General features: G+C 65.3%; 19 protein-coding genes. 11 read left to right on the plus strand and 8 right to left on the minus strand.

All coding sequences use genetic code 11. From position 1 onward, the window contains the following. Positions 1-72 precede the first annotated feature (72 nt). Entirely contained in the window at positions 73-1,278 is a 1,206-nt protein-coding gene (locus TVC13_RS08855) for an NADH:flavin oxidoreductase/NADH oxidase (RefSeq protein WP_422400850.1), read from the minus strand. 76 nt (positions 1,279-1,354) lie between these two features. Between TVC13_RS08855 and TVC13_RS08860 the strand changes: the two genes are divergently transcribed. Then, complete coding sequence (locus TVC13_RS08860; protein ID WP_422400894.1) at positions 1,355-2,134, plus strand: enoyl-CoA hydratase/isomerase family protein; 780 nt, start codon at positions 1,355-1,357, stop codon at positions 2,132-2,134. A 7-nt stretch (positions 2,135-2,141) separates the two neighbouring features. Here TVC13_RS08860 and TVC13_RS08865 read toward each other — a convergent pair whose 3' ends face one another. Next, positions 2,142-2,612, minus strand: coding sequence for an acyl-CoA thioesterase (locus tag TVC13_RS08865; protein WP_422400851.1), 471 nt, complete (start codon positions 2,610-2,612; stop codon positions 2,142-2,144). Between the two features lie 112 nt (positions 2,613-2,724). On the opposite strand from TVC13_RS08865, the gene TVC13_RS08870 reads away from it, so the two are divergent. After that, positions 2,725-3,468 carry an SDR family NAD(P)-dependent oxidoreductase gene (locus TVC13_RS08870; protein WP_422400852.1) on the plus strand — a complete coding sequence of 248 codons (744 nt, stop codon included), beginning with the start codon at positions 2,725-2,727 and terminating at the stop codon, positions 3,466-3,468. A gap of 2 nt (positions 3,469-3,470) precedes the next feature. On the opposite strand, the gene TVC13_RS08875 is transcribed toward TVC13_RS08870, so the two are convergent. Next, a complete protein-coding gene (locus TVC13_RS08875) occupies positions 3,471-4,265 on the minus strand; it encodes an SDR family oxidoreductase (protein ID WP_422400853.1) in 795 nt (264 codons plus the stop codon). Between the two features lie 153 nt (positions 4,266-4,418). On the opposite strand from TVC13_RS08875, the gene TVC13_RS08880 reads away from it, so the two are divergent. From TVC13_RS08880 to TVC13_RS08905, 6 genes are all read left to right on the plus strand, one after another. Next, complete coding sequence (locus tag TVC13_RS08880) at positions 4,419-5,648, plus strand: ABC transporter substrate-binding protein (RefSeq protein ID WP_422400854.1); 1,230 nt, start codon at positions 4,419-4,421, stop codon at positions 5,646-5,648. Positions 5,649-5,828: 180 nt separating this feature from the next. Beyond that, positions 5,829-6,686 carry a branched-chain amino acid ABC transporter permease gene (locus tag TVC13_RS08885; RefSeq protein ID WP_422400855.1) on the plus strand — a complete coding sequence of 286 codons (858 nt, stop codon included), beginning with the start codon at positions 5,829-5,831 and terminating at the stop codon, positions 6,684-6,686. A 2-nt stretch (positions 6,687-6,688) separates the two neighbouring features. After that, positions 6,689-8,512: an ABC transporter permease subunit gene (locus TVC13_RS08890; RefSeq protein ID WP_422400856.1), complete on the plus strand. Its 1,824-nt coding sequence runs from the start codon at positions 6,689-6,691 to the stop codon at positions 8,510-8,512. After that, a complete protein-coding gene (locus TVC13_RS08895; protein ID WP_422400857.1) occupies positions 8,509-9,264 on the plus strand; it encodes an ABC transporter ATP-binding protein in 756 nt (251 codons plus the stop codon). The genes TVC13_RS08890 and TVC13_RS08895 overlap by 4 nt, the downstream gene beginning before the upstream one ends. Before the next feature lie 175 nt (positions 9,265-9,439). Continuing rightward, entirely contained in the window at positions 9,440-10,243 is an 804-nt protein-coding gene (locus TVC13_RS08900; protein ID WP_422400858.1) for an SDR family oxidoreductase, read from the plus strand. After that, the gene (locus TVC13_RS08905) at positions 10,243-11,463 is read left to right on the plus strand and encodes an acetyl-CoA C-acetyltransferase (protein WP_422400859.1); all 1,221 of its coding nucleotides are present in this window, start codon (positions 10,243-10,245) and stop codon (positions 11,461-11,463) included. The genes TVC13_RS08900 and TVC13_RS08905 overlap by 1 nt, the downstream gene beginning before the upstream one ends. A 111-nt stretch (positions 11,464-11,574) precedes the next feature. Here the strand turns inward: TVC13_RS08905 and TVC13_RS08910 are convergent, their stop codons facing one another. Further along, a complete protein-coding gene (locus TVC13_RS08910; protein ID WP_422400860.1) occupies positions 11,575-13,185 on the minus strand; it encodes an AMP-binding protein in 1,611 nt (536 codons plus the stop codon). Positions 13,186-13,313: 128 nt separating this feature from the next. On the opposite strand from TVC13_RS08910, the gene TVC13_RS08915 reads away from it, so the two are divergent. Next, positions 13,314-13,931 carry a TetR/AcrR family transcriptional regulator gene (locus TVC13_RS08915; protein ID WP_422400861.1) on the plus strand — a complete coding sequence of 206 codons (618 nt, stop codon included), beginning with the start codon at positions 13,314-13,316 and terminating at the stop codon, positions 13,929-13,931. Positions 13,932-13,935: 4 nt separating this feature from the next. Here the strand turns inward: TVC13_RS08915 and TVC13_RS08920 are convergent, their stop codons facing one another. Both TVC13_RS08920 and TVC13_RS08925 read right to left on the minus strand, forming a co-directional pair. Beyond that, positions 13,936-14,694 (minus strand): CoA-transferase subunit beta, encoded by a 759-nt coding sequence (locus TVC13_RS08920; protein ID WP_422400862.1) that lies wholly within the window; start codon positions 14,692-14,694, stop codon positions 13,936-13,938. Continuing rightward, entirely contained in the window at positions 14,694-15,560 is an 867-nt protein-coding gene (locus TVC13_RS08925) for a CoA transferase subunit A (RefSeq protein WP_422400863.1), read from the minus strand. Before TVC13_RS08925 ends, TVC13_RS08920 begins: the two co-directional genes overlap by 1 nt. Before the next feature lie 133 nt (positions 15,561-15,693). Here TVC13_RS08925 and TVC13_RS08930 point away from each other — a divergent pair, with 133 nt between their 5' ends. Together TVC13_RS08930 and TVC13_RS08935 are read left to right on the plus strand one after the other, a co-directional pair. Continuing rightward, positions 15,694-16,422 (plus strand): SDR family NAD(P)-dependent oxidoreductase, encoded by a 729-nt coding sequence (locus TVC13_RS08930; protein ID WP_422400864.1) that lies wholly within the window; start codon positions 15,694-15,696, stop codon positions 16,420-16,422. Then, the gene (locus TVC13_RS08935; protein ID WP_422400865.1) at positions 16,419-17,165 is read left to right on the plus strand and encodes an SDR family NAD(P)-dependent oxidoreductase; all 747 of its coding nucleotides are present in this window, start codon (positions 16,419-16,421) and stop codon (positions 17,163-17,165) included. Before TVC13_RS08930 ends, TVC13_RS08935 begins: the two co-directional genes overlap by 4 nt. 74 nt (positions 17,166-17,239) lie before the next feature. Here TVC13_RS08935 and TVC13_RS08940 read toward each other — a convergent pair whose 3' ends face one another. Together TVC13_RS08940 and TVC13_RS08945 are read right to left on the minus strand one after the other, a co-directional pair. After that, on the minus strand, positions 17,240-18,349 hold the full coding sequence (locus TVC13_RS08940) for an acyl-CoA dehydrogenase family protein (RefSeq protein WP_422400866.1): 1,110 nt from the start codon (positions 18,347-18,349) through the stop codon (positions 17,240-17,242). A gap of 7 nt (positions 18,350-18,356) precedes the next feature. Further along, positions 18,357-18,821, minus strand: coding sequence for an acyl-CoA dehydrogenase family protein (locus TVC13_RS08945; RefSeq protein WP_422400867.1), 465 nt, complete (start codon positions 18,819-18,821; stop codon positions 18,357-18,359). Between the last annotated feature and the right edge of the window lie 19 nt (positions 18,822-18,840).

Consider the following 18,840-nt stretch of genomic DNA (forward strand, 5'->3'; position numbering starts at 1 on the left):
CCGGGGTGCCCAACCCCCGGCACCGGGTGGCGGGGCGTTCCCGCCCGCAAACCGGTCTCCATCAAATCTTCCCTACCTGACCGGGGACTGTTCGAAACGTGAGAGCGGAGTTTCCCCGGCGGCGTCGAGCCGTTCCAGGGTGTGCAGGCGCGGCGTCAGCGCACTGCCAAACCGCTGGTCCCAGTGCTGTGCTTCATCCGCACCGAGTTGCCGCCGGGCATGCTGTACCCAATTGGGGTTGTCCAGCATCTCCCGGCCGAGCAGCACGATGTCCGCGGAGCCTTCCTCGATCAGCCGCGTTGCCTGCTCCGGATCGACGACGAATCCCACGCAGGCCACCAGCATGCCGGTCCGCTGCCGCAGCTCACGGGCAAAGTCGGCGTGGAAGGCGAAGCCGCGGCGCACCCGGGTGTCCACCGACCGGTCTGCACTGATGCCGCCGGAGGAGGTGTCGATGATGTCGACACCGGCGTCCCCGGCCCGGCGGGCAAACTCAACGACGGCGTCGAACGGTGTTCCGCCCTCAACCACGCCGTCGACCGCTGACACGCGGTAGGACAGGATCACGTCGTCGGGAATGGCGGCACGCACGGCGCGGATCACTTCCAGCGGGTACCGCATGCGCTTCTCGGCGTCTCCGCCGTACTCGTCAGTGCGCTGGTTCGAGACCGGTGAGAGGAAGGAATGCAGCAGGTAGCCGTGTGCCCCGTGCAGCTCGATCAGGCTGAATCCGGCCTGAACAGCCCGTTTGGCAGCGGCAGCCCAGGCCTGGACGGACTCGCGGATTTCTGCGGCGTCCAGTTCCTTGGGTTCCTGCCAGCCCGAGCCCGCAGGAATCGGGGAAGGCCCGACGACGGGCCAGGGCCCCAGCCCGTCCGCAGCATCAGAGTCATCCAGAGGAGCTCCTGCGTGCCAGGGCTCCCGCACTGATGCCCTGCGGCCTGCGTGTGCCAGCTGGACAGCGGGAACAGCGCCATGAGCCGTCAGGAATTCGGCGATCCTGGCCAGCCCGGCGGTCTGGGAGTCGTCCCAGAGCCCGAGGTCGTGGTGGCTGATGCGGCCTCGGGGCTCTACGGCGGTCGCCTCCACGAGCACCAGCCCGGCGCCACCCAGGGCGAAGCGCCCAAGGTGAGCCAGATGAAAGTCGTTGGCGAAGCCGTCAGCTGCGCTGTACATGCACATGGGGGATACCCCGGCGCGGTCCCTGAGGGTAATGCCTCGGACGGTCAGCGGAGTGAAGAGTGCGGGTGCATCGACAGGCGTTTGTTCATCCATCATGCACCCCACCGTACCAAGCAATAGTTTGGTACGGTGCATAAACAGCAGAATCAAGATGGGAAATGAGGGCTTGGCAGTGGAACGAGCGGAGACTGGCATCAGTGTGGAGGTCCGTGAGGAGGTTACATACCTGCGCATCGACGGCCCCCAGCGGCTGAACGCGCTTTCGACCGCCTGCATCCGTATGCTGGCAAGAGAGCTCGAGGCGGCCCGGGAATCCAGTGCCGTGGTGATCACGGGTGTGGGCAGGGCCTTCTGCACGGGTGCGGACCTGGGTACAGAGGTGACCGCTCAGACCGTCGACGCTGCAGGCGAGCTGGTGGAGCTCATAGCAGCAGTTCCGCCGCCGGTGCTCGCGGCCGTCAACGGCCCCGCGGCCGGTGTCGGCGCATCCATTGCCCTGGCCTGTGATCTGGTGCTGGCCGCCGAATCGGCGTTCTTCCTTCTGCCCTTCCTGCCCCTTGGCCTGGTGCCCGACGGCGGTGCCACCCATTCGGTCGTCGCCGGAGCCGGGCGTGCCCGTGCAGCCCGAATGGCTTTTGCCGGGGAGCGGATTCCCGCTGCGCTCGCTGCGGAATGGGGGCTGGTCGGCGAAGTTGTGCCGGATGATGATCTGGATGCCAGGGTTGTTGAACTGCTGGACCGGATATGTTCGGCACCCAGAGAGGCCGCGGTCCAGACGAAGGAACTCCTGCGCGCAGCCGACCGCCAAGCTCTTGCGGGGGCTGTCCAGCGCGAGCTGGCGGTTCAGGCCGATCTGCTCGCGAGTGCGGAGTATGCCCTGGCCCGGGAAGGTTTTTTGGCCCGCAAACCAGTCGATTTCCGCGCGGTGCGTTCCGGCGGCGGGGTGGTTTAGCTTCTTCCTAGCTGCCCGTCCCGGAGACGCCGTCCCTGCTTTCAAGGCATTGGCGCAGTGGCTCGGGTATACGGATGGGGCGTTGGTCCGGGGATACGGTGACGAGCCAGTTGGATGCCCTGGCAACCTGGACGTCATCTTCCCGGCGCCACATTTCAAAGTCGAACCGGACTGAGGACGTGCCGATCTCCCCAATGCGGAGCTCGATGGTGATCTCCTCAAACAGTCTTGCGGCGGCGAGATAGTCACAGTGTGTTGCCCGGGAGACCGTCCACCAGCCGAACCGTTCCAGCAGGGTGTCTTGCCGGAGTCCGTTCAGGAACAGCCATTCAGTCTGCAGCGCCTCCATCCGCGGGAACCAAGCCGCGTAATAAAGGATGCCGGCCGGGTCTGTATCCGCATAGGACAGCCGCTGCGTGTGCTGGTGGACCGGTGGCTGCTGCTCGCCTGAGTGTCCCAAAGGTGCGGAAGAAGCCATTGGCGGATACCTCGTCGTCGTAGTTTTCCGGTGTCGGAACCGGCACCGAAAGGCACCGCGCTATGCTGACACCGTACACAAACATTTGCTTGGTGATAGAAGCGAGGGGTTCATGTCAGAACCAAATTTCGGGTTCCGTCCGGGGGAAGTAATTCTGATCACCGGTGCAGGCAGCGGCATCGGCCGTTCTGCGGCACTCCTGGCATCCGCGCAGGGCCTGCAGGTCAGCGCGTGGGACCTGAATGAGGCAGGGCTTGATGAAACCGCCAGGCAGATCCGTGTTTCGGGGGGCGAAGTGCACACAGTGCTCGGTGATGTTTCCGCGCCCGACGTCGTCGCGCAGGGGATCGAGTCAGCTATCGCAGAGCTGGGGCCGGTGCGTTACCTGCACAACAATGCCGGCCCGTCTGCCGGGGCGCCGCTGGGGTTCGAGGAGGCACTGCGCATCAGCGTAGGCAGTGTGCGCACGCTGACGGAGGCGTGGGCCGGCAGTGGGCTTCCTAAAGGGGCAGCCATGGTGGTCACATCCTCCGTTGCCGGAAACCTGGTGGGTACCGAGGTGGACTGGTACTCGGCGTCCAAGGCCGGGCTCATGGGCTATGTCCGGCATCTCGCAGCGCACCGGGCTGCAGAGTTCCGCTCCAACGGCGTCGCTCCCGGAATGACGGACACGCCCCGGCTGCAGGGTTTTGCCGAGAGCGCCCGCGGGCAGGCGGTCCTGGAGCGGATCCCGCTCCGGCGGATGGCCAGCCCGGATGACATTGCGAATGCCGTCCTGTTCCTGCTTTCACCGCTTGCGTCCTACATCAACGGCGTTTTCCTGCCGGTGGACGGCGGATGGACGGTGACGCAGTAGGCCTAGACGCCGTAGCCGCCGTCAATGTCGAGCTTCTGGCCTGAAATGAACCCGGCGCGGTCTGATGCCAGGAATGCAACGGCCTCAGCCACGTCCGACGCGGAACCGAATCTGCGAAGCGGGATATTGGCCCTGGCCACCTCGAGTGCTCGTTCGTCGAGGTCCTTCGACGCAACCAGCCGGGCGGACATGCCGTCGGTCAGCATTCCCGGCCCTACGCAGTTGACTCTGACGCCGAATCGTCCTTCCTCGGCAGCCAGGGCCATGGCGAGGGATTCCACACCGCCCTTGGGGGCAGCTGACAGGCCGTCGCGGACCGGGTAGCGCGTAGTCGCCGCAGTGGTGACCGCCACTATGGATCCACCCGAAGCCCGGAGGGCGGGCAGCACATGGGAGACCACCGTAAAGAACCCGGTCAGGTCCTCGTAAACCTGTTGGGCGAACTGCGCCGGTGTGACACGGGAGAGATGAATCATCGGGACGTGCGGTCCTGCTGCATGAACCAGGGTGTGGATGGCGCCGTGGGTCTCCAGCAGTGTCTCGATCAGGCTTGCGACGGCGTCAGAATCCGTCACATTGAGCGCGTGTGCAGTTGCCGTACCGTCCATTTCGGCCAGAAGGCCCTCAGGCCGGCTGCGGTGGTAGGTGAGTGCGAGCCTGGATCCCTGTGCAGCGAAATTCCGGCAGATTGCAGCACCAATGCCGCCCGACCCCCCGATAACCAGCGCGGCCCCTTGGCGGGAAGCGAAGAGCTGCTCGGGCCGGGCATGCAGATGAGCGGAACGAGTGAGTGTCATTCGCCGCACATTACAAGGCGTTCGTCTACCAAACAAGCGATTGATAAGGCAAAACCGTTGTGTTAGCGTCCTAACCTAACGGGCGCTTGGTTGTGAAGGATCAACGACCAGTTTTGTCCCGGTTGGCATGGTCTTCAAAGGAGAAGAAACGTCATGAATCAGAGGAACTTCGGCGCCTGGCGCGGAATGAAAATTGCAGCAGGTGCGGCGGCAGCTGCATTGATGCTCTCGGGCTGTTCCAGCGCTGCGGATGCCGGCGGAAGCGAGGATGATCCGTACCGCATCCTTGTGCTTGGAGCACTCAGTGCCGAGGGAGTGCTGGGGATTAATGCCTCAACATCGGTGCTCTCTGCGGAGGCCGCGGTCGACGTCATTAACGAAGAGGGCGGGATCCTCGGCCGCGACGTGGAGATCAAGATCGTAGATGACCAGGCTGACCCGACGGTCGCGGTAACGCTGGTGCGCGAGGCCATCAACTCAGATACACCCCCGGACGCCGTGCTCAATTCCGGTCCGTCCACGGTTGCTGAGGCTACGCTGCCGATCATTTCCCGGGCGGGGATCATTTCCTTCAACATTGGGCCAACACAGACGTCCTTCGATCCGGGACAGTTCCCCTACAACTTCGACATCGCCGTCGGGCCGCTGGACGTGGCGGGCGGCGTGAGCACGTACTTCGAAGAGCAGGGATTCGGATCTGCGGCAGTGCTGCACGGCAGCAGCTCTTATGGCGAGACCTTTGGGGCAGCCGCCACAGAGAGTCTGGAAGATGCAGGGGTCAAGATCCTAGGCAACGAAGAGTATGACGTCGCTTCACTGGACATGACTCCCCAGCTGGAAGCGCTGCGCGCCAAGAAGCCGGATGCCCTGGTGCTTGACGCCTATGGAGCGCCTCTGGGCTACATCCTGCAGGGTCTTGAGAAGATCGGCTGGGACATTCCGATCGTGGGCAATACGTCGGTAGCCGCCACTGCGCTGGTAAACACCCCTCCGCCGTCGGGCGTTCTGGGAACCGACCAGGTAAAGAACCTCGTAATGCAGGTCTTCCACAGCACCGTTCATGATCCGGCGGCCGAGGAGACCAACCGCTCCGTGGAAGCGATGCTCTCCATCGGGGAAATCAAGGCCACGCTTATCCTGGCCACTAACTACGACGCCGTCATCCTGCTCAAGGCCGCGGTCGAGTCAGCCGGCGGCACCGATGATGTGGACGCTATTGCCGCCGCCATCGAAGACCCCGAAGTGACGCGCAATGTGCCCACCGCGATGCTCACCGAATACGTCTTCAGCGACACCCGGCATGCGGCCGTGTTCCCGGGAACCGAATTTCGTTTCATTCCCCCGACGGCAATCAAGGATGGCCAGTTCCACCTCGAGGACTGATTTTTCCTTCCCGGGCGGGTCACCCCCGCCCGGGGAACCCGCTGTACCCGTAGCTAGTCCAAGTCCCGTTTCCAGGGACGTTTTCGGCAGAGGAAGAACCATGAGCCCCCAGTCCATGCTTTTTGACCCTCCATCCACCGCGCGGGACTTCGCCTGCACCTCTCGAAAGGCCCCAGGCCAGTGACCGTACTGCTCGGCGGACTGTCCCTCGGCGCGGTATATGCGCTGGTGGCCATCGGCTACAACATCGTTTTCATTTCATCCAAGACCTTCAACTTCGCCCAGGCCCAGCTCATGATGTTCGGTGCCTTCATCGTCTACACCGGCGCCGTCGTATTCGGGCTGCATCCGGTTATCGCCGGGCTTATCGGCATGATCGTCGTGGCAGGCATCGCGTACCTGGAGTTTGTCCTGGCTATCCGGCCGGTGCGCGACCATCACAACATCCTCGTCACCACACTCGGCGCAGCGGTCCTGCTGGATGGGACGGCTCAGCTGCTCTGGGGAGGCGAGCCGCTCAAGGTCCCCTTCCTAGCCGGCGATAACGCCATCGACTTCTTTGGCGGCCGCGTCTATCCCGTGGAAATCGCATTGGTGGCCGTCGTGGCCGTACTGGTGGGAGGGTTCGCCGTCTACGGGCGCATGTCCCTGACCGGCCTCGCGCTGCGAGGTATGTCCGAGGACAACGAGGCTGCCCAGCTGCGCGGCGTCAACGTACGCCGATTGGCGCTGATGACCTTCGTGTTCGCCGGAGCCCTTGCCGGACTCCTGGGAGTCTTTGTGGGTCCGAAGACGTTTGCCGTTGCCACGCTTGGTGCGGCGCTGGCGCTGAAGGGATTTGTGGTCCTGGCGATCGGCGGCTTCGGCTCCATGCCGGGTGCTGCCGTTGGGGGAATCATTGTGGGGCTCACTGAAGCCCTGGCCGCCCGTTACCTGGGTGGCGAATACGCCCTTCTGGCGGTATTCGCGCTCCTGATCACCATTCTGCTGCTGCGGCCGTCCGGCCTGTTTGTCCGAGCCAAAGAGAGGACGGTCTGACCATGGCTCTGTGGATCCGACTACGCACACTGCCTGCCTGGGTCTTCCCCCTGCTGCTGGGGGTACTCATTGTGCTGCTTCCCTTCCTTGGCATCCCCTATTCGATGCAGCGGCAGGTGCAGCTCACGCTCATCCTTGCGCTGGTGGTCAGCGGCCTGAACCTCAGCCTCGGCTACGCCGGCGAACTGGCCCTGGGACAGGCGGCGATGTATGCAGCCGGCGCCTACACCGCTGGGCTTATCGCCAAGTCCGGCCAGACCGAAATCCTCGTACAGCTCGGCGCCGGCGCGCTGGCAGCCCTGGTGGTTGGCCTGCTCACGGGTATTCCGGGCCTGCGGCTGGGGGGCTGGTCGCTGGCCATGACCTCGTTCTTCCTGGTTTTGCTTCTGCCTGATGTCATCGCGATCTTCAAGGACTTCACGGGCGGGCGCAACGGACTCAGCGGCATCTCGTCTCCGACGCTGTTCGGACAGCGAGTCAGCGACGATACCCTCTTCGTTGTGGTCGCGGTCGTGGCGATCCTGTGGTTCGCCGTCGTACGCAACATCATCGTCTCGCGGCACGGAGTGGCCTTCAGAGTGCTCAAGCGAAGCCCCGTGCTCGCCGCATCGCTGGGCATCTCGGTCTTCAGGATGAAACTGCTGGCCTACGCGCTTGGGGCCGTGCCGGCTGGTCTGGCCGGCAGCCTCTTCGCCAACGTGGACCTTTACGTGTCGCCGGAAGCCTTCGCCTTCACCTTCGCCACCACGGTGCTCGCTGCCTCGATCCTCGGCGGCTCAGCCAGCGTCTACGGCGCACTTATCGGTGCGGCGATCCTTCAGTTCGCCACGAACAGTTCGCGTGAATTCCAGCAGTATTCACTGGTCTTCACCGGAATCTTCCTCATCATCGGCGGCGTTTTCCTTAACGGGGGAATCGCCGGGCTCCTGCGCTCGCTGGTTTCCCGCCTGGACGCCCGGGCAGCAAAGGCCGGTTATCCGCTGCCTTCCAGGGAGGTTCCGGCAGGAACCGGGGAGATGGCATTTGCAGGCAAACGCCTCGTTGTGGACGCAGTCTCCAAGACCTTTGGCGGAAACAGGGCCCTGGACGGAGTGTCCCTGGTAGCCGAACCCGGCAGGGTTACGGCCGTGATCGGCCCCAACGGATCGGGCAAAACCACGCTGCTGAACATGATCAGCGGGTTCTACAAGACCGACTCCGGCTCCATCTCACTTGATGAGCGCCGGCTCGAATCCGCCGGACCGGACACTGTTTCCCGGGCCGGTGTGGCCCGCACCTTCCAGACTCCGAACATTCCGGAAGGCATTTCGGTCTACGAGGCCGTGGTGGCCGGACGCTACACCTCAAACCGGGCATCGATTCCCGCTGCCGTCCTGCAGCTGCCCAGTTTCCGGAAGGTCCGCAGGGAAGACGAAATTGAAGCCGGCCGCGTCCTGGAAATGGTGGGGCTGAGCGACTACCGCGACACAGAGGCCACCTCCTTGCCCCTGGGAATGCGGCGGATGCTCGAGGTGGCACGCTGCCTCATCTCCCGGCCGGGAGTTCTCCTGCTCGATGAAGTTGCTTCCGGGCTGGATGAACACGAGGTGGAGCTGCTCTCCGCCGTGGTCCGCCGGGTCACGGCCTCGGGAGGAACAGTTGTGCTCGTGGAGCACAACTTCCAGCTTGTCCTGGCGCTCGCCGACCGGATCGTTGCCCTGGCGCACGGAGAGGTTATGGCAAGCGGCACTCCCGCTGAAATCGAATCGAACCCGCGGGTGCTCAATGAATACCTGGGCGTCGAAGCGGATGACGAATCCACAATGGAACCCGAGGTGCAGCGATGAGTGCAGCGAAACCCCTGCTCAAGGTGGACGGGCTGGCAGCCGGCTACGGAGACCTGCGCGTGGTCTGGGACGTTTCCTTCGAAGTGAGTCCCGGGCGCCTGACCGTGCTGCTGGGCAGGAACGGGGCGGGCAAAACCACTACGCTCCGAGCCATATCCGGCTTGAACAAACTCACGGGCGGGCGGATCGAATTTGACGGTGAACAAATCGACAAAGCCACGGTTGCCGAACGTGTCCGGATGGGAATGTCCTACGTGCAGGAGGGCAAACGCGTCCTGCACGCCCAGACCGTCGAGGAGAATCTGCTCCTGGGCGGCAGGGTCCGAAACGTTCGCCGCTCTGCCCTGCACGAGGACATAGACCGGATCTACGGGCTGTTCCCGATCCTCAAGGCGAAGCGGTCCCTCCCGGCCGGAAGCATGTCCGGCGGCCAGCAGCAGATGCTGGCCATCGGATCGGCGCTGATGGCCAGGCCCAGGCTGCTGCTGCTGGATGAACCATCAGGCGGACTGGCCCCGGTGGTGGTGAAGGAAGTCATGCAGCGGGTGGCCGAGCTAAAGGAAACGGGCATCGGGATCATCCTGGTTGAGCAGGCGGTCGAGGCATCCCTGGCGATCGCTGACGACGTCGTAGTCGTGGACATGGGCCGCAACGTCCTTGCCGGACCTGCCGGAGAGATGGATCTCGAGGAGCTCAAGCGGGCCTACTTCGGGACAAGGACGCCCGACGGCGGCACAGTGGTGAGCTCCTGACCCTACGCCGAACCGTGCCGCGGGCTCACGGAAGGAGCCGGAACCTCAAGGGTTTCCGGCTCCTTCCGGGCTTAAAGAACGCGCATGGACGCAACCTAAGACCACACGCGACAAACCTAGCGTTTGTTTGGTAGCGTGGCTATTCAAATCAGTTGAACCGGGGAACAGGAAGCCGATGCCGATCACTATTGACCTCACAGGACGGGTGGTGCTTATCACCGGGGGTGCCCGCGGTGTGGGCGCCGGCGTCGTTGAATCCTTCCTGGCCGCCGGTGCAGCCGTGGAGACCTGCGGCCGGACGCAGCCGGGCACGGGAGTTCTCCCGCCCTCCGTGGGGTTCACGGAGCTGGACGTACGCGACGATGAGCAGGTGCGCGGATGGGTTGCCGGGGTCGTCGAACGCCGCGGCCGGATCGACGTCGCCGTGAACAATGCCGGCGGGTCCCCGTTCGGGCCGTTTGAGGCCGGCTCGGCGCGCTACCAGCGCGCGGTCACGGAACTGAACTTCCTCTCTGCTGCGCACGTTGCCAGGGCAGTCCACCCCGTGATGATGGCCCAGGAAGACGGCGGATCCATCATCAATGTCACCTCCATCAGCGCCCGGCGCCCCAGCCCCGGAACAGCTGTTTACGGTGCGGCAAAGGCGGCACTGGAGTCCCTGACCGGCAGCCTCGCCGTTGAATGGGCACCACATATCCGCGTCAACGCGGTCAGCTGCGGGCTGGTTGCCACCGAAGCGGCCGCCGACCACTACGGCGATGAGGAGAGTTACGCCCGGGTGGCAGCGACCATCCCGCGTGGCCAGCTGGCCGTTCCGGCCGAGATCGGTTCGGCCTGCGTTCTGCTCGCCTCCGGACTGGCCAGCCACATCACCGGGGCTGTCCTCGACGTCGACGGCGGCGGGGAATGGCCCGCGTTCCTGGCGCACACCCCCAACGCAGACTTTCTCAAACCCAACAGAATCAAAGGAGCTCTCTGATGCCTGAGGCTGTAATCGTTTCCGCAGTCCGTTCACCCATCGGCCGCGCGCAGAAGGGTTCGCTGCGGGAAATGCGCGCTGACGACCTCGCTGCGCAGATGGTCCGTGCAGCCCTTGAGGCCGTTCCGGAACTGGATGCCGGAACCGTCGATGACCTGATGATGGGCTGCGGCCAGCCAGCCGGCGAGCAGGGCTACAACCTGGGCCGCATCGTGGCGATGCAGCTGGGCCTGGACTCTGTTCCTGGAGTAACAGTGCACCGCTACTGCTCGTCTTCCCTGCAGACCACAAGGATGGCCATGCATGCGATCCGCGCGGGAGAGGGCGACGTGTTCATTTCCGCCGGCGTGGAGGCTGTCTCCCGCTTTGGCCTCGGCAAGGCAGACGGCATGCCGGACACCAAGAACCCCGCCTACTTTGACGCCATGGAGCGGACCCTCAAGCTTGCAGCCAATCCGGACGCACGCTGGAGTGATCCGCGCGAAACCGGCGCCCTGCCGGACATCTACATCTCCATGGGAGACACCGCGGAGAACGTCGCCCAGCTGCGCGGTGTTTCCCGCGCCGCCCAGGACGAGTGGGCAGTGCGGAGCCAGAACCGGGCGGAGGAAGCAGCCGCACGGGGTTTCTGGAAGACGGACATCACCCCGGTCATGCTGCCCGACGGCACCGTCGTCTCCACCGATGACGGCCCGCGCGCCGGCGTAAAACTGGAAAAACTTGCGTCGCTGCAGCCGGTTTTCCGCGAGCACGGAACCGTCACAGCAGCGAACTGCTGCCCGCTGAATGACGGCGCTGCCGCACTGGTAGTCATGAGCGACCGGCGTGCCGCCGAGCTGGGACTCACCCCGCTGGCACGCATCGTCTCCACTGGTGTCTCGGCTATGACTCCCGAGCTGATGGGCCTGGGCCCCGTCAACGCGGTAAAGAACGCACTGGCCAACGCCCGCATGTCCATCTCCGACATGGACATCATGGAGCTCAACGAAGCCTTCGCAGCGCAGGTGCTTCCCTCCATCGATGACATTGGCATCGACCCGGAGAAGGTCAACGTGAACGGCGGAGCGATCGCGCTGGGCCACCCCTTCGGCATGACCGGTGCCCGGATGACGACGACGGCGATCCACGCCCTGCAGGAGCGGGACGAGCAGTTCGCCGTGGAGACCATGTGCGTGGCCGGCGGCCAGGGCATGGCCATGGTGCTGGAGCGCCTGAGCTAGCGGCTCGCAGGCGAACCGGCGCAGCGCGGGCCGGGAACAGGCAGGAGAGAAAGGCCGGGCCGGAGAGCGGAAAGCTTTCCGGCCCGGCCTCCTTTATGCGCTGGCGGGCTGTCAGCGGGCCAGCGCACCCACCGTGCGCAGCTCGTTCTTCAGTACCTTCCCGGTCCCGTTGCGCGGGAAATCCTCCACGATGACGAACTCCCGCGGAAGTTTGTAGTTCGCCAGCCGGGCCTTGCAGAACTCCTGCAGATCCTCGGCGGAAGGAATGGGATCGGCATCGTGCAGCAAGGCAACGTAGGCCCGCCCCACTGACCCCATCCTCTCGTCCGGGATGCCGATCACCGCGGACTCGTTCACCGCCGGGTGCTGGCGAAGCACGTTTTCGATTTCCGCCGGGTACACGTTGAATCCGCCCACAATGTACATGTCCTTGAGTCGGTCTGTGATCTTCAGGCAGCCGTGCTCGTCCAGCCGGCCCATGTCCCCGGTGTGGAACCAGCCGTCCGGATCGATCGCGTTGGCGGTGGCTTCCGGATCCTCGAAATAACCCAGCATCACGTTCTCGCCGCGCAGCAGAACTTCCCCGTCCTCACCCACCGGCACGTCCTGGCCGGATGCATCCACTACCCGGATCTCCACCCCGTCCACGGCTGGTCCGGTGGTTTGTTTCGCGTGTTCCAGGTCTTCTCCCGGCCGGGACATGGTTGCCACCACACACTCGGTCAGCCCGTAGGCCTGGGCCACCCGCTGGAAGCCGAGGACGTCCACCATGTCCCGGAAGAGGGTTTCGGGGGCGGTGGCCGCGCCGGCAATCGCGAAGCGCAGCGAGGAAGTGTCGTAGTCCGCCAGGCCGGGATGGTTGAGCAATGAGGTGAAGACCGTGGGAACCCCGGGAAGCACCGTAATGCGTTCGGACTGAATCAGGCCCAGCAGCCCGGTGGCGTCGAAGGTTTCAACGGGGTAAATGGTGGCACCGGCCACCAGTGACGCGATCATTCCGGCTTTGTAGCCAAAGCCGTGGAAGAAGGGGTTGACGATCGCGTAGCGGTCTTCGGCGAGCAGCCCGGCACCTGAAGCCCAGGCCAGGGCGGCGCCGAGCGTCTGCCGGTGGGCGCTCATCACGCCCTTTGGCAGCCCGGTGGTTCCCGAGGTGTAAATGATGTCGCAGACGTCATCCGGGGAAACTGCGGCAGCAGCGGAGGCGAAGGCGGCTTCGCTGACATCCCGCCCGGAAGCGAGCAGCGACGGCCAGGCCATCACGCCGCCGTCGTCGGCTGTACTGTCCAGGTCCACCAGCAGCCGCAGCGCGGGCAGCCCGGGCACCGGCGAATCGGTGGGCTCGGCATCGGCGGCAGCAGTGCGCAGCGACTGCAGGGGATTCCGGCCCAGGAAGCCGCCCGCAACTACCAGGACGGACGCCCCCGAACGCTGCAGGATCACGGCGGCCTCATGTCCGGTGAAGCGCGTATTCAAAGGCACGACGGCGGCGCCGATGGACTGTGCCCCGAGCATGGCCAGGATGAACTCCAGCCGGTTCGGAGACCACAGGGCAACCCTGTCGCCCGCGCGGACACCCTGGGCCAGGTAGGACCGGGCCACTTCGGACACGCGCTCGCAGAGTTCACGGTAAGAGACTGCCGTGCCTGCGGTAACTACAGCGGGATGCCCGCCGAGCTTCGCCATCTGGCTGAGCAGCTGGGGAAGGGTCTGGGGCGATTGCATCAGTGGTAGGTCCTTTCAGGGCATGCCGGGGCGGAGCAGGCCGGCGCGATGGCGCGGCTAAACCTGCGGCCGGAGCAAGTACGGAATAATTGAGCATACGCTTGGGTGAACAAACCAGAGGAGAATTGATGGCTGCGAGCAAGAAAACGGACCGTGCCCCCAGTGAGCAGGGCTCTGAGCGCCGTGAACAGCTGCTGGCCATCGCGGCCGGCCTGATCGCATCCCGGGGGTATTCCGCGACGACGGTCCGGGACATTGCCGACGAGGCGGGAATCCTGTCCGGGAGCCTCTACCACCACTTTTCCTCCAAGGAGAAGATCCTTGACGAGGTCCTGCGTACCTTTATGGTTGGCCTGCGGGAGCGGTCGGAAGAGATCGCAGCCAAGGGCGGCGGTCCGCTGCACATGTTCGACGAGCTGGTCCGCACCGCGTTCCTGACGATCGAACAGCAGCCCCACGCGGTGGGGATCTACCAGAACGAGGCCGCGTTCCTGGCCAAGCTTCCCGGCTTCGAATTCGTGGCCCAGGAAGGCGCGAAGATTGAAGGCATCTGGCAGAGCGTGATCCAGGAGGGGCAGCGGGAGGGCGTCTTCCGGGCGGACCTGGACTCGGCCATGACCTACCGCTTTATTCGCGACGCCGTATGGTCGACGGTTCGCTGGTTCCGCCCCGGCGGCCGGCACTCGGCTGAAAGTGCCGGCCGCCATTTCCTCGAACTGATTCACTCCGGACTCCTGCAGGACTGACCGGTCAATCCTGGACTTCGCGGGTCCTGGCCCCGCGCGGGTCCAGGACCTCGCGGATGAGGCGGAGTTCCTCGTCCGTGGGGAGCCGGGTTTCCGGTGCGCCTGCGGTGTCCAGGGCGAAGCCGGTGTTCTCGGCTACGGTCTGGGGGTCCACGCCCGGGTGGATGGAGAGTACCTTGACTGCGCCGTCGTCGCCGTAGCCCAGTACGGCCAGGTTCGTGACAATGACACCCAGGTGGTGGTGGCGCAGCGACGGTCCGGCTGCCCGCGCACGGTCATTGCCGACGCCGGACACCATGTCCACGGACTCCACGAACAGTCGGGTGCTGTGGCGGGAGACCCAGTAGTCCACGCGGTGGTTCGCGGTGTTGCCTGGTGCCCCGCGGACGCCGATCAGCTGCCGGCTGGGCTTGTTCCAGTCGCCGATCAGCGAAATGTTCTGGTTGCCGAACCGGTCAATCTGGCTGGCACCCATCATGCTCTGGCGCCGGCCCGAGGCCGCGATGTCGAAGATGCGCCGGAACGGAGCCCAGCCTTCGATCACTCCGCCGCCTGACGCCGTCTTGCCCAGGGGCGGAGGCTCGCTCATCAGGAAGGCTTCGCCGTCGCTGAGAATCAGGTCAGGGGAGTGCGTGAGCTTGGCCAGCCGCGCTCCGATGGTGGGGATGGTACCTACCGCGTGGGCGAGGATTTCACCCGATTCCCGGTACGTGTCCGAGCAGGCCGCTACGCAGACCTCTGCGCGGGTAATGTCCGTTGCCATTATTTGGCCTCCTGTGCTGCGTGGAAGCGGTCCACGGCCTTGAGGTAGCCGTCCTCATCGCCGTCGAGGAATTCAGTGGTGAAGGCCCGCCAGGTTTCGGGGTCCTTGGCGGAGGCGGCGTAGTGCTTCTGGAAGGGTTCGTCCCGTCCGTAATCCGGCTCGCACGTAGTGAAGTGTGCGCCGCCCGGGGTTTCGATGACGCCGGTGACGTACATGCGGCTGAGCATCAGGGTGTGGAACGAGCCCTGGTTCAGCAGGTCCCGGGTTTCAACGATCCGCTCAGTGCTCACGAAGGTGCGCTTGGCAGCCATGGCGAAGAGGTCATCAAAGTACGGGTCCGGGCCCAGGAACTGGGCGTTGCCGCCGCTGTCTGCACGGTTGGCGTGGATCAGCGCCACATCGAGCGGGATGGCCGGAACGGCCACGTATTCATCCTCGGAGTACGGCGAGGCGACGGTCTTCAGGTGCGGGTTCGCTGCCAGGACGTCTGAGCCCAGGCCGGCAATGGTAGGCAGGAAGGACAGGCGGGCGGCTGCGGCGCGGAGCCCGGTGACGAACATGCCTTCGTCGTACTCGCTGATCTCCAGTTCTCCGCGCTCCCGGGCGGCAGTGAACAGCGGATCCAGCGGGATGCTGTCCAGCGAGACGAAGCCGTAGACCAGCTTCTTCACTTTTCCGGCGGCCACCAGCAGTCCGACGTCGGGGCCTCCGAAGGCGACGACGGTGAGGTCGGTGACGTCGCTGCGCAGCAGTTCGCGGACGGCGGCCATCGGCTTGCGCCGGGACCCCCATCCTCCAATACCAATGGTCATTCCCGACTCGATGGACGCGATGGCGTCTGTGAGTCCAATCCTCTTGTTGGGCATCCGGTGCTCCTTTGCTCTGTTCCCGGGTCTGTTCTAAACCTAGCGCTTGTTAGGGCGTTAGGCTAGCATGGCTCGAATCCCGGGTTTCCGGAGCGGACGGGCGCTGGACGGGACAAGACAAAGGAGTCGTAATTTGAGCCGTAATCACGTAATCGTTACCGGGGGAGCCAGCGGCATCGGGGCCGCCGTTGTTGAGGCGCTCCATGTCCGCGGGCAGCAGGTGACGATCTTCGACCTGCAGCCGCCCGCACCGGAGCTTCTGCGGCCCGACGTCGGCTTCATTGAGGTGGATGCCTCGAATGAAGGCGCTGTCCGGGCCGCCGTGGCGGAGGCCGAAGCAGCTCGCGGTGTGGTGACAGGACTGGTCCTCTGCCATGGAAACCGGGGCATGTTCGTGCCCGCTCTGGAAGCCGACCTCGAGCACGCGGCCAAGGTGTTCCAGATCCACGTACTGGGTGCGCTCGCCGTCAGCCGCGAAGTTGTCCGGCGGCTGGAGGGAAGGCCGGCGTCGATCGTTACGGTTTCCTCTGCCACGGCCTTCGGCGGCTGGGAGAAGCAGGCGGACTACGGGGTGGCCAAAGCCGCTGTGCGCCAGCTGACCCAGAACCTCGCCGTGGAGTGGGCGTCCCTGGGCATCCGGGTCAACGCCGTAGCCCCCGGCAATACACTGACGCCCATGGTCCAGGCCGTCATCGACAGCGGCCAGTACGATACCGCCGCCGTGGAAAAGAGGACGCCGATGGGCCGGTTCGCGGCTCCGGAGGAAATCGCGGATGCCATCCTCTTCCTGCTGCTGGACGCAGCCTTCGTTACCGGCCAGTGCCTGGCCGTGGACGGCGGCTGGACTGCTGTCGGCGAATGAGTGCCGCGGCCCCGCTCGTCGACCTCGCCGGCAAGGTAGTGCTGCTCACCGGTGCCGCCGGCGGGCAGGGCCGCGCCCACGCTGCACTGCTGCACCGGCTTGGTGCCCGGCTTGTCCTAACAGACATTGACGCCGCAGGTGCAGCCGTCCTCGCCGACTCCCTGGGCGATGAGGCCGTGGGGCTTGGGCACGACGTCACCTCCGCGGCGGACTGGGCGCTGGTTGTCTCGACGGCGTTGAAGGAGTTCGGAGCGCTGGACGTCCTGGTGAACAACGCAGGCTGGGCGCCCGTGGCACGGCTGGAGGATACCGGTGACGAGACGCTTCGGAGGGTCATCGACATTAACCTCATTGGCCCCATCCTTGGGATGCAGGCTGTCCTGACAGCGATGCGCGGCACGGGCGGAGCGATCATCAACATTTCCTCCACGGCAGGCGTCTCCGGCTATCCGGAGCGGGTGGCCTACTCGTCCTCCAAATGGGGTCTCCGCGGAGCCGGCCGTTCCGCGGCACGGGAGCTCGCGGAATACGGGATCCGGGTCAACACCATCTGCCCCGGTGCCGTCGATACGCCGATGATCAGTGAGCAGACGCGCGCCGGCACCGGTTTTATTGCCGGGAATCCAATTCCGCGGGCCGGACAACCGGAGGAAATATCAGCCATGGTGGCCTTCCTGGCCAGCGATGCGGCCAGCTACTGCACCGGGCAGGATTTCATTGTCGACGGCGGCGCCACGGCGTGATGGCCTGCCGGGAACGGTGTCTGGCCCGGGACGGGGCCCCGGGCCAGACACATGAGGTGGACCGTGTATCCGGGCTAGGCCGGAACGAAACCCAGCGAACGGCCCAGACGGCGGCGGTGCTCACGTGCCGGGCCGAAGAGCTGGCTGGTGGCGTGGGCCCGCTTGAACACCAGCTGGGCGTCATGTTCCCAGGTGATGGCAATACCGCCGTGCAGCTGGACGGTTTCGGAGGCCACGTAATCGAGTGCCTCTGAGCACCATGCCTTGGCTGCTGCGGCTCGTTCTGGCAGGTCCGGTGCATCGGTCCCTGCGGACCAGGCGGCCGCCCAGGCCGTGGTGCGCGAGGTTTCAACTTTCAGCAGCATGTCCGCCATGCGGTGCTTCAGGGCCTGGAATGACCCGATCGGGCGGCCGAACTGCACCCGCTGCCCGGCGTACTCCACGGTCATGTCCAGTCCGCGCTGGGCGGTTCCCACCTGCAGGCAGCTCACTGCCATCAGGGCAATGTCGCGGACCTTTTCCAGGGCAGCGGATGCGTCCAGTGCCAGCGGCCGCGCCGGGACATCCCGGAACGCCAGAGTGGCAAAACGCAGGGTGGGATCAACCGCCGGCACTTCGGTGCGGTCCACTCCGGCGGGATCCAGCACTTCGAAGATGCCGATGCCTTCCGGTGTGGCTGCGACAGCAAGGATGGTGTCCGCGGTACCGCCGTCCAGCACCAGCGCGGCCGTGCCGCTAAGCGTCCACTGTCCGTCCGGACCGGTCGCCGCGATCCCGGATCCTGCTGTGTTCCATTTGCCCAAGCCATCAGCCCACGCCAGGGTGGCGAGGGTGCTGCCTTCGGCGATGCCGGGAAGCAGGCGCTCGCGGTCCGCCTCGTCGCCGGCATGCAGAACGGCTGCGGCGGCCAGGACGGCAGAGGAAAGCAGCGGGCTGGGTGCCAGGTGGTAGCCAAGCGCCTCCAGCACCAGTCCGGTTTCGAACCAGGTGAAGCCGGCGCCCCCGTATTCCTCGGGGATGGCCAGCGACGCGACGCCGACTTCTTCGGCCAGGACCTGCCACAGCTTGCTGTCATAGCCTTCTGCGGCGGCCGTGCGCCCGGCCGCCGGGGTAGCGTGGCGGGCGAGCAGGGCACGGAGGGTCTTTACGAGTTCGTTCTGCTCGTCAGTCAGGGAAAAGTCCATGATGTCCTCAGTTGCCGGTGGTCAGAAGCAGGGAAGCCAGACGGGAACGGTGGTGCCGGGGTGTGCCCCAGGCGCCGATAAGGGCCCGCACCTTGGTGAACCAGAGGCCCAGGTCATGTTCCTCCGTATAGCCGATGGCGCCGTGCACCTGGAGTGCGGTGCGCGCTGCCAGGTCCGCGGCGTCGGAAACGGCGACCTTGGCCGCGGATACGCTGCGGGGTCCGTCCGGTCCGCCGAGGTCCAGTGCCGCGCCGTAGAGCAGGGGCCGGGCGAACGTCAGGGCCACGCGGACGTTGGCAAGCTGGTGCTTCAGTCCTTGGTATTCACCGACGGGGCGGCCGAACTGTTCGCGGATCTTCGCGTAGGAAACGGATTCCTCCAGCAGTCGTTCCCCGGCACCCAGAAGCATAGCGGCACAGGCCAGGGCCGCTCGGTCCAGCGCGGTGGCGGCGGCTGCCGGGTCCAAGGCCACCGGTTCGCCGTCGGCACTA

The sequence above is a fragment of the Arthrobacter sp. 3Tela_A genome (assembly GCF_049311025.1).
GTDB lineage: Bacteria > Actinomycetota > Actinomycetes > Actinomycetales > Micrococcaceae > Arthrobacter_B.